Below are 9,234 nucleotides of genomic sequence, written 5' to 3' on the forward strand. Positions count from 1 at the left end.
TGCGCCCTGACGGGCGTGCTCACCAACCCCAAGCAACATCCGGTGCCGGTGACCCCGGCCCAGATGGCCGCACAGGCGCGTGATGCCTTCAATGCCGGCGCTTCCATCATGCATGTGCATCTGCGCATGCAGGAAGAAGGCATGGGGCACATGCCGTCCTGGGATCCTGACGTTGCCGAAACAGTGGTCAATGCCATTCGTGAGGCCTGTCCCGGCGTCGTCATCAACCTGACGACGGGTGTTGTCGGCAAGGATATTTCGGGCCCCTTGGCCTGCATCCGCCGCGTCAAGCCTGAAATTGCCGCCTGCAATGCCGGTAGTTTGAATTACCTCAAGATCAAGGACGATGGCCAATGGGCCTGGCCCCCCATGTTGTTTGACAACCAGGTGGCCAAGGTTCAGCAGTTCCTGGATGTGATGGAGGAGTGCAACGTGCACCCCGAATTCGAGTGTTTTGATGTTGGCATCGTGCGCTCGGTTGGTATGTATTTGAAGGCCGGGATGCTCAAACCGGCGATGGGACGTGCCGAATACAACCTGGTCATGGGCGTGGCATCGGGCATGCCTTGTGACGCTGACCTGCTGGCGCTCTTGCCGCGCTGGATGGCGCCCGGCAGTGTGTGGCAGACCACTCTGATTGGTCGTACGGAAATCTGGCCGGTACATCAAAAGACGGCAGACTTGGGCGGCATGCTTCGTACCGGGCTGGAAGATACTTTTTACTTGCCAAACGGTGAGCGGGCCAAAGGAAATGGCATGTTGATCACCGCGTTGGCGGAATGTGCGCGCAAGGCCGGCCGGTCTGTGGCCAGCCCGGCAGAAGCCCGTGCTTTGCTCGGACTGCGTTGACGGCAGCGGGTGGATGGACCCGGTACGCGTCGTGCTATAATTGTCAGCTTAGCGGCTGTAGCTCAGTTGGATAGAGTACTTGGCTACGAACCAAGGGGTCGTGGGTTCAATTCCTGCCAGCCGCACCAAAAAGTAAAGGTCTGTAACTGAAAAGTTGCAGGCCTTTTTCTTGTGCGCCATGTATGCTCATGCGCTACTCGGCAAAATCCAATGAACAAGGCTTTCACCAAAGAAACGGATGACGCGGACGATGATGGTCCGCAACTGCCTTCGTTGCCTTCAGGTGGGAAAAATTACATCACGCCTCAGGGCTATGCCCGTATTCGCAGCGAACTGCTGGACTTGATTGACAACGAGCGCCCTAAAGTGGTGGAGATCGTTCATTGGGCTGCCAGCAACGGCGATCGATCTGAAAACGGTGACTACATTTACGGCAAAAAGCGCTTGCGCGAAATTGACCGGCGGATCCGGTTTCTGACAAAACGTATTGAAATCATGGAGGTCACAGATCCCGCAGTTCACTACGGAAGTGACCAAATTTTCTTTGGCGCGAGCGTGACCTACGTCGAAGACGCTGGCGTGGAGCGAACCGTCACCATTCTGGGAATCGATGAGGCGGATAGCTCGCAAGCCCAGGTCAGCTGGGTGTCGCCCATCGCCAGAACCTTGCTGAAAGCGCGAACCGGCGACGTGCTGCAGCTGGTGACACCTGCCGGGCCGGTGGAGATAGAGGTTCTCCGCGTTCAATACCCTGCGCTCGGTCCTGACTGATCTATTGGGTTATTTTGGCCCGTTCCGCCTTGAGTACGGACGGCGTTCTTCTCAGATTGCGTAGCGCAACATCCAGATGGTTTCGGTCGCGCACGGCAATGACAAAGCGCAAATCCGTGGCATCCTGGGCTGCTTCATCTTCCATGTCGATGTGAGTGATGTCAGCCTCGGCGGAAGCCAAAGCAGCGGCCACCCGAGCCAATACCCCCTTGCCGTTTGTGATGGTCACCAACACCCCGGTTTCAAACGTGCGAATCGGCTCATCAGACCATTCCACGCCGATAAACCGCTCACTGTCTTTGTTTTTGAGCTTCATGGCAACAGCGCAATCGTCCGTATGCACGATCAAGCCTTCACCCCGTCCCAGATAGCCCACGATGCCGTCACCCGGAACAGGTCTGCAGCACAGCGCATACCGGACCGAGGCGTTTTCGCTTCCGTCCAACAAAACGCTGCCTTGAGACACTGTCTCGTTGGCGGAGTAGCGCTCACGCGTGAGCAGCACGGCATCCGGCTTTTCGCCGTTGTCTGTCAATAGGGTCAGCAAGCGTTTGGCGACAATGGTGGCGATTCGTTTGCCCATGCCAATATCCGTTAAAAGTTCAGATCGACTTTTATTGCCGCTAAAACGGAGCAACTTCTCCCAAATTACATGATTTTCATCCGTTTCTCCCGGTAATTTATCAATCCCTTCTGCTCGAAGGGCTTGTGCCAGTAATTTTTCGCCCAAGCCCTCAGACTCGGTGTGTGCCAGTGTCTTGAGGTGGTGGCGAATTTTCGAGCGGGCGCGCGCCGTTCGCACGAAGCCCAGCCAGGCCGGGTTGGGTGTGGAGACGGGTGCGGTGACGATTTCAATGACGTCGCCGTTTTTGAGCTCGGTACGCAATGGCACTTGTTCGCCGTTGATCCTCGCCGCCAGGGTCCGGTCCCCGACGTTGCTATGAATAGCATAGGCAAAGTCCACCACCGTCGCCCCTCTTGGCAGCGCCATGATTTGGCTTTTTGGCGTAAAAACGTAGACGGCATCCGGGAACAGGTCCACCTTGACGTGGTCCCAAAATTCAGCGGCGTCCCGCGTTTCGTCCTGAATATCCAGCAGCGACTGCAGCCACTTTGACCCCAGCCGGTCGCCGTTGGTCATTTCTTGCGGGTTGTTGACTTTGTACAGCCAGTGCGCCGCAATGCCGGACTCGGCAACGATGTGCATGGCCTCGGTACGCACCTGGAACTCCACGTTGACGCCGGATGGTCCCACCAAGGTGGTGTGAAGCGACTGGTAGCCATTGAGTTTTCCGATGGCAATGTGGTCCTTGAACTTGCCCGGAACCGGTTTGTAGAGCTGGTGCAATGTTCCCAGTGCCGTGTAGCAATCAATCACGCTCGGTGCCAGAACCCTGAAGCCATAGATATCCGTCACCTGGGCAAAACTCAAGTGTTTTTCATCCATCTTCTTGTAAATTGAGAACAAGGTTTTTTCTCGTCCCGCAATCCTGACCTTCATGCCACTGTTGGCGAAGGCCGTCTCCACCTCGCGTTGCACTTTTTGAATCAGATCGCGTCGGCGACTGCGCGCTTTCGCCACGGCCTTGGACAAAATGGCGTAGCGCCAGGGACGCAAATGGCAAAAAGCCAGGTCCTGCAGTTCCCGGTAGGTCTGGTTCAAGCCCAGGCGGTTTGCGATAGGGGCGTAGATGTCCAACGTTTCGGAGGCGATGCGCGCCCATTTTTCGCGCGGCGCGTCGGACAGCGTGCGCATGTTGTGGGTGCGATCAGCTAGCTTGATCAGGATGACACGCACATCCCTTGCCATCGCCAAAAGCATCTTCCGAAATGACTCAGCCTGGTTTTCTTCACGGGTATTGAAGTGCAGTTTGTCGAGCTTGGTCAGACCGTCCACGAGTTCAGCCACGGGGGAGCCGAAGCGCTCGATCAGTTCAATTTTCGTGACGCCGCAGTCTTCCAGGGAGTCATGCAGCAGTGCGGCCATGAGCGCCTGGGCATCGAGTTTCCATTCTGCGCATTGGGCCGCAACGGCAATGGGGTGGGTGATGTAGGGCTCGCCGCTGTTGCGAATCTGTCCCAAATGGGCTTGATCGGCAAACCGGTAGGCCAAACGTACCTGCTCCAGATCGGGGGGTGACAGATAGTCGAGTTTGGCCATCAGACTGGCAAAACTGGCCGCTGCCGCGTTGGCCGCCGCTGGACTGGGTATGGTTGCGGCGTGACGATTCACACCGGAGCCCGGGGTCTTTCTGGAGGATGGTTTGACGACTGTGCCCACCCCTCAAATATAGCGTGCAGGCGGCGGTTTGCCTTGATCCAATAAAAAAGCACCGCGAGCGGTGCTTTTGGAAGATTTGAAATACCGTTAAAGAGGCACTTTTTTCAGCATTTCCAGGCCAATCTTGCCGGCGGCGATCTCGCGCAGGGCGGTGACGGCGGGCTTGTTTTTGCTCTCGACCTTGGGCGCGTGGCCCTGGCTCAGCATGCGCGCACGGTAGGTCGCGGCCAACACCAGCTGGAAGCGATTGGGGATCTGCAAAAGGCAGTCTTCGACGGTAATACGGGCCATGAAATTCTCCGAAAGACCAGGAAAATGCACTAGGGAATGTGCAGTGCTTTGAACGTTTCAGCCCGGGCGCGACGTTGCGCCGAGAACTTGAGTCGCTGGGAGTGAACGATCGCCTTGAGGTCAAAAAGCGCCCGATCAAACAACTCGTTGATTATAACGAAGTCGAATTGCTGGACCTGCGCGACCTCGATGGCCGCGTTTTTGAGCCGTAATTCGATCACTTCAGGAGAGTCTTCGCCGCGCCGTTCCAGTCGGGAACGTAACTCCTCCCAGCTGGGTGGCAAGATGAAGATGGTGATGGCATTGGCGAAAATTTTCTTGATCTGGATGGCGCCCTGAAAATCGATTTCAAGAATGACATCGGCGCCTTGCGCCATCCGCTCTTCAATCGCTTTTTTGGAGGTGCCGTACCGATGATTGTGTACATAGGCCCATTCCACGAAGGCATCCGCCTGAACCATGGCATCGAATTCTGGCTCGGATACGAAGAAGTACTCGCGTCCATGTTTTTCCTGCCCTCTGGGCGCGCGCGTCGTATGCGAGACGGAGGGTTGCACATGCGAGTCGAGTTCAAGCAGGGCCTTGACCAGGCTGGATTTACCAGCGCCGCTCGGGGCCGCAACGACAAACAGATTTCCGGGGTAGTCCATGGGAAGCGGCCTTTGACGGCGATTGACGGGGTCGCGCTATTCTATGTTCTGCACCTGCTCGCGCATTTGCTCGATCAGTACTTTCATGTCCACCGAAATATGGGTCAATTCCAGCGCTGCGGATTTTGAGCCCATGGTGTTGGCTTCGCGGTGCAGTTCCTGAATCAGGAAATCGAGTCGTTTCCCGAGCTCGCCGCCTTTCTTGATCAGCCTCTCAAGCTCATCGAGGTGGGAGTTCAGACGGGTGATTTCTTCGGCGACGTCAATGCGTATGGCAAATGCCGTGGCTTCTGTGAGAGCCCGATCCTGTGCCGCCTCCGGCAAGGCCGCTCCTTCGGTCAATGCCATGGCCTCCTTCCAGCGGTCCAGGAAGCGCTGGCGCTGCTGCGCCACCAGTTGAGGCACAAGGGGCACGGCTTGCTCGGCCAATGCACGAAGCTGGCCGATGCGTTCAAGCAGCATGGTGGCCAACCGGGCGCCCTCACGCGCGCGCGCAGCGAGCAGTTCCGTCAGGGCTTGCCCGGCCAACGGAAGAATGTCGTCACGCCAGTCGCGCGCCGAGGCCTGTTCGCCGGCCGAAAGACGGATGACGTCCGCCACGCTCAAGGGTCGGGCATCCGGCAGCCAGGCTTTGACGCTGTCCTGCACCGCGTTGAGCCGTTGCAGCAGTCGGGGCGTTGGGTCCACAACGGTGCCGTGGGCGCTGGTTTCAATGGCGGCGCGCACTTCAACCTTGCCGCGTTTGAGTTGGCCCACCACGAGTTCGCGCAACGCGGGCTCGAATTGTCGAAGCTCTTCGGGCAATCGAAACGACAGGTCCAGAAAGCGGCTGTTGACGGACCGGATTTCCAGGCCGAGATGGCTGGCAGGCGCACTTTTGGACTCGGGCTCGGAACTGTGCTGTGCTGTGCTGTGCTGGGCACTGGCATAGCCAGTCATGCTGTAAACTGGCATCTCGACTCTTTGATCAATGGAATGTGCCTGAGAATAACCCGGTTCAGGCAGACCAGACAGGGACGCACTCAAAATTATGTCAAAGGTCAAACCCGCACCCTTACCGCCCGACACCACGATAGGGGGTTACCGCGTTGTCCGCAAAGTCGCTGCTGGCGGCTTTGGCGTGGTGTATCTGGCTGTCGATGCAGAGGGCCAGCAGGTTGCGGTCAAGGAGTACCTGCCTTCGTCGCTGGCAACCCGTGCACCGGGCGAATTGCTGCCCCAGGTGCAGCCGGAAAAACTGTCTTTGTACCGGCTCGGCCTGAAGAGTTTCTTCGAAGAGGGCCGCTCCCTGGCCCAGATCTCGCACCCCTCGGTGGTGAGTGTGATGAACTTCTTCCGGGAGAACGAAACGGTTTACATGGTGATGAATTATCTGGAGGGCGCGTCCCTGCAGGATTTCATCATCACGGCGCGGGATCTCAAACAGGCCAAAGTGTTCAGGGAATCGACGATCCGCTCCCTGTTCGACGAAATCCTGCGTGGTTTGCGCATTGTTCACCAGCACAAGATGCTGCACCTGGACATCAAGCCCGCCAATATCTTCATTACCGATGACAACAAATCGGTGCTGATTGACTTTGGTGCCGCGCGTGAAGTCTTGAGCAAAGAAGGCAATTTCATTCGACCGATGTATACGCCCGGCTTTGCTGCGCCAGAAATGTACCGGCGCGACGCCGCCATGGGGCCGTGGACCGACATTTACGCCATCGGTGCCTGTATTTATGCCTGTATGCAGGGCTATCCGCCGAATGAGGCGCCGCAACGGTTGGAGAAAGACCGTATTGCTACCGCACTGGCGCGTTTGCGTGGCGTTTACTCAGACAATCTGATTGAGGTGGTCGAGTGGTGCATGTCGCTGGATCCATTGTCCCGGCCGCAGTCGGTGTTCGCCCTGCAAAAGGAGTTGAGCCGGGAGGGAACGCGCCGCTATACCAAGCTGAGCGTCAGTGAAAAAGTTCGTCTTCAGTTCGACACCATGGTGTCGGATACCAAAAAGAGCGTCCAAAAAGCGACCGGCGTTGGTGGGAAAACCAAATGAAATTCTCTGTTTTTCAGGTCAGTCGCAAAGGCGGGCGGGAAGAAAACGAAGATCGCATGGGCTATTGCTACACGCGCGGATCGGGTATTTTTATACTCGCCGACGGCATGGGCGGGCATCCCCTGGGTGAAGTGGCGGCCCAGCTGGCCTTGCAGGCGATCTCGGCGATGTTTCAAAAAGAGGCCAAACCGCAACTAACGGATGTCGCCGCGTTCTTGGCATCGGCGGTGATGGGTGCGCATCGCCAGATTCTGCGCTATGCGATTGAAAAGGGCATGCTGGACACGCCGCGAACCACGCTGGTGGCGGCCGTTGTGCAGGCCGGGGCCGTCAGCTGGATTCATTGTGGTGACTCCCGGCTTTATCTGGTGCGTCAGGGGGAGTTGCTGGCACGCACCCGGGATCATTCTTTCATCGAGCAGCAGGCGGGCGCCGCGGGTTTGAAATTGCCGGAACGCATGAACCGCAATATTCTGTTTACCTGCCTGGGTTCTCCGACCAAGCCGGTGTTTGACATTACTGGACCGGTTGCGCTGCAGCAGGGCGACAAGCTGATGCTCTGCTCGGATGGCCTGTGGAGCAGTCTGAGCGATGTGGACATTACCTACCATTTGAGTCACAAGCCGGTCAGCGAAGCCGTTCCTGATCTGGTGGAAAAAGCGCTTCGCAACGCGGGCGACGGCAGCGACAACGTCACCTGCATCGCGCTGGAATGGGAAACGCCTGACGGCTTCGAGTCAACACGGGGAAGTATTTCAACCGACACCATCAGCGAGGGCGTCTTTGCCTCCACCGTTCAGGCCGGTTGGCTGGACTCCGAATTGGAAGATCTGGACGACGCCGCCATTGAGCGATCCATCGCTGAAATCAACGAGGCCATCCGCCGGTCTGCCGCCAAAAAATCATGAGTGAATTTGTCAGAAGCGGCGCGCGCGCCGCGAACGAGCTGCGGCCTGTGCGCATCACACGGGCCTACACCATCCATGCCGAAGGTTCGGTCTTGATCGAATTTGGCGACACCAAAGTCTTGTGCACGGCGTCGGTCGAAGAAAAAGTACCGGGTCATAAAAAGGGCAGCGGCGAGGGCTGGGTCACGGCCGAATACGGCATGCTGCCGCGTGCCACGCACACCCGCAGCGACCGCGAAGCCGCGCGCGGCAAGCAAAGCGGACGCACCCAGGAAATTCAACGCCTCATTGGCCGCTCGATGCGGGCCGTGTTTGACCTCGCCAAGCTGGGCGAGCGCACCATCCATCTGGACTGCGACGTGCTGCAGGCGGACGGCGGCACCCGCACGGCCGCGATCACCGGTGCTTTTGTGGCGGCGCAGGACGCCGTCAACAAGCTGTTGGCGCAGGGCAAACTCACGGCGTCTCCCATTCGCGACCATGTGGCAGCGATCTCGGTCGGTATCGTGCGGGGTCTACCGTTGCTGGACCTGGAATACACCGAAGACTCGGCCTGCGACACCGACATGAATGTGGTGATGACGGGGGCCGGTCATTTCGTGGAAGTGCAGGGCACCGCCGAGGGCGCGGCGTTTTCACGTCAGGAGATGGATGCCTTGCTGGCGCTGGCTGAAAAAGGCATCAGCGATCTGGTCGCGCTGCAGAAGCACTCGCTATTAGATTAATAGCTGCCTACGCTTATTCGACGAGGGCTACAGCCTGATTTTATGAAAATTGTTCTGGCGTCCAACAACCAAGGCAAGTTGGCCGAGCTGCGCGCCATGTTGGCGCCGCTGGGGCTGGCGTTGATTGCGCAAGGCGATCTGGGCATCGCCGAGGCCGCTGAGCCGTTTCACACCTTTGTCGAGAACGCGCTGGCCAAGGCCCGGCACGCCGCCCAGCACAGCGGTTTGCCTGCTCTGGCGGACGATGCCGGTTTGTGTGTCGATGCCTTTGGCGGCTTGCCGGGTGTCGATACGGCGTATTACGCCACGCAGTTCGGCTATGAAAAAGGCGACGACAACAACGTCCGCGCGCTGCTGGCGCAAATGCAGGGTCAGGACAATCGCCGTGCTGCCATGGTGAGCACCCTGGTGGCGGTGCGCTCAGCCCAAGACCCCGAGCCCCTGATCGCGGTCGGTCGCGTGGTCGGCGAGATCGCCCATGCGCCGGCCGGCCGCAACGGTTTTGGCTTTGATCCGGTGATGTACATCCCCGAGTTTGGCCAGACCTTCGCCCAATTGCCGGCGGACGTGAAGAACGCCAACAGCCATCGCGGCCGGGCCGCGCGGGCCATGGTAGAGCTGATGCGCGAGCGCTGGCTGTAAGGCGGCTTGCAGGGCCCATGATTCCCATTTTTCCTGCGTCAAGCGCAGCCGAGACGTCGGCGCCCCGCGACATTCAACA

At 58.4% G+C, this 9,234-nt stretch carries 10 protein-coding genes and 1 tRNA gene; 7 read left to right on the forward strand and 4 right to left on the reverse strand.

Going from position 1 to position 9,234, the window contains the following annotated elements; genetic code table 11:
* From B3V69_RS06410 to greB, 3 genes are all read left to right on the forward strand, one after another.
* A partial coding sequence (locus B3V69_RS06410) for a 3-keto-5-aminohexanoate cleavage protein (protein WP_296444868.1) occupies nt 1-849 on the forward strand: 849 nt, incomplete at its 5' end.
* A 51-nt stretch (nt 850-900) separates the two neighbouring features.
* Nucleotides 901-977: transfer RNA gene (locus tag B3V69_RS06415), tRNA-Arg, on the forward strand.
* Nucleotides 978-1,059: 82 nt separating this feature from the next.
* Complete coding sequence (greB, locus tag B3V69_RS06420) at nt 1,060-1,620, forward strand: transcription elongation factor GreB (protein ID WP_296444869.1); 561 nt, start codon at nt 1,060-1,062, stop codon at nt 1,618-1,620.
* Between the two features lies 1 nt (nt 1,621).
* Here the strand turns inward: greB and B3V69_RS06425 are convergent, their stop codons facing one another.
* From B3V69_RS06425 to B3V69_RS06440, 4 genes are all read right to left on the reverse strand, one after another.
* A complete protein-coding gene (locus tag B3V69_RS06425) occupies nt 1,622-3,781 on the reverse strand; it encodes a RelA/SpoT family protein (protein ID WP_296444871.1) in 2,160 nt (719 codons plus the stop codon).
* Nucleotides 3,782-3,988: 207 nt separating this feature from the next.
* Nucleotides 3,989-4,192 carry a DNA-directed RNA polymerase subunit omega gene (rpoZ, locus tag B3V69_RS06430; RefSeq protein WP_296444873.1) on the reverse strand — a complete coding sequence of 68 codons (204 nt, stop codon included), beginning with the start codon at nt 4,190-4,192 and terminating at the stop codon, nt 3,989-3,991.
* A 29-nt stretch (nt 4,193-4,221) separates the two neighbouring features.
* Nucleotides 4,222-4,842: a guanylate kinase gene (gmk, locus tag B3V69_RS06435; RefSeq protein WP_296444875.1), complete on the reverse strand. Its 621-nt coding sequence runs from the start codon at nt 4,840-4,842 to the stop codon at nt 4,222-4,224.
* A gap of 36 nt (nt 4,843-4,878) precedes the next feature.
* The gene (locus B3V69_RS06440) at nt 4,879-5,796 is read right to left on the reverse strand and encodes a YicC/YloC family endoribonuclease (protein ID WP_296444877.1); all 918 of its coding nucleotides are present in this window, start codon (nt 5,794-5,796) and stop codon (nt 4,879-4,881) included.
* A 76-nt stretch (nt 5,797-5,872) separates the two neighbouring features.
* On the opposite strand from B3V69_RS06440, the gene B3V69_RS06445 reads away from it, so the two are divergent.
* The 4 genes from B3V69_RS06445 to rdgB are packed head-to-tail and all read left to right on the forward strand — an operon-like array spanning nt 5,873 to nt 9,155.
* Nucleotides 5,873-6,880: a serine/threonine protein kinase gene (locus tag B3V69_RS06445; RefSeq protein ID WP_296444879.1), complete on the forward strand. Its 1,008-nt coding sequence runs from the start codon at nt 5,873-5,875 to the stop codon at nt 6,878-6,880.
* On the forward strand, nt 6,877-7,788 hold the full coding sequence (locus tag B3V69_RS06450) for a PP2C family protein-serine/threonine phosphatase (protein ID WP_296444881.1): 912 nt from the start codon (nt 6,877-6,879) through the stop codon (nt 7,786-7,788). Before B3V69_RS06445 ends, B3V69_RS06450 begins: the two co-directional genes overlap by 4 nt.
* Nucleotides 7,785-8,513: a ribonuclease PH gene (gene rph, locus B3V69_RS06455; RefSeq protein WP_296444883.1), complete on the forward strand. Its 729-nt coding sequence runs from the start codon at nt 7,785-7,787 to the stop codon at nt 8,511-8,513. Before B3V69_RS06450 ends, rph begins: the two co-directional genes overlap by 4 nt.
* A gap of 42 nt (nt 8,514-8,555) precedes the next feature.
* Complete coding sequence (gene rdgB / locus B3V69_RS06460; RefSeq protein WP_296444885.1) at nt 8,556-9,155, forward strand: RdgB/HAM1 family non-canonical purine NTP pyrophosphatase; 600 nt, start codon at nt 8,556-8,558, stop codon at nt 9,153-9,155.
* Nucleotides 9,156-9,234: the final 79 nt, after the last annotated feature.

The sequence above is a fragment of the Rhodoferax sp. UBA5149 genome, assembly GCF_002413825.1.
Lineage (GTDB): Bacteria > Pseudomonadota > Gammaproteobacteria > Burkholderiales > Burkholderiaceae_C > Rhodoferax.

Coding starts and splice junctions, on each gene's coding strand:
- rdgB (WP_296444885.1), top strand. CDS start 8,556: ATGAAAATTGTTCTGGCGTCCAACAACCAAGGCAAGTTGGCCGAGCTG.
- B3V69_RS06445 (WP_296444879.1), top strand. CDS start 5,873: ATGTCAAAGGTCAAACCCGCACCCTTACCGCCCGACACCACGATAGGG.
- rpoZ (WP_296444873.1), bottom strand. CDS start 4,192: ATGGCCCGTATTACCGTCGAAGACTGCCTTTTGCAGATCCCCAATCGC.
- greB (WP_296444869.1), top strand. CDS start 1,060: ATGAACAAGGCTTTCACCAAAGAAACGGATGACGCGGACGATGATGGT.
- B3V69_RS06450 (WP_296444881.1), top strand. CDS start 6,877: ATGAAATTCTCTGTTTTTCAGGTCAGTCGCAAAGGCGGGCGGGAAGAA.
- rph (WP_296444883.1), top strand. CDS start 7,785: ATGAGTGAATTTGTCAGAAGCGGCGCGCGCGCCGCGAACGAGCTGCGG.
- B3V69_RS06425 (WP_296444871.1), bottom strand. CDS start 3,781: ATGGCCAAACTCGACTATCTGTCACCCCCCGATCTGGAGCAGGTACGT.
- gmk (WP_296444875.1), bottom strand. CDS start 4,842: ATGGACTACCCCGGAAATCTGTTTGTCGTTGCGGCCCCGAGCGGCGCT.
- B3V69_RS06440 (WP_296444877.1), bottom strand. CDS start 5,796: ATGCCAGTTTACAGCATGACTGGCTATGCCAGTGCCCAGCACAGCACA.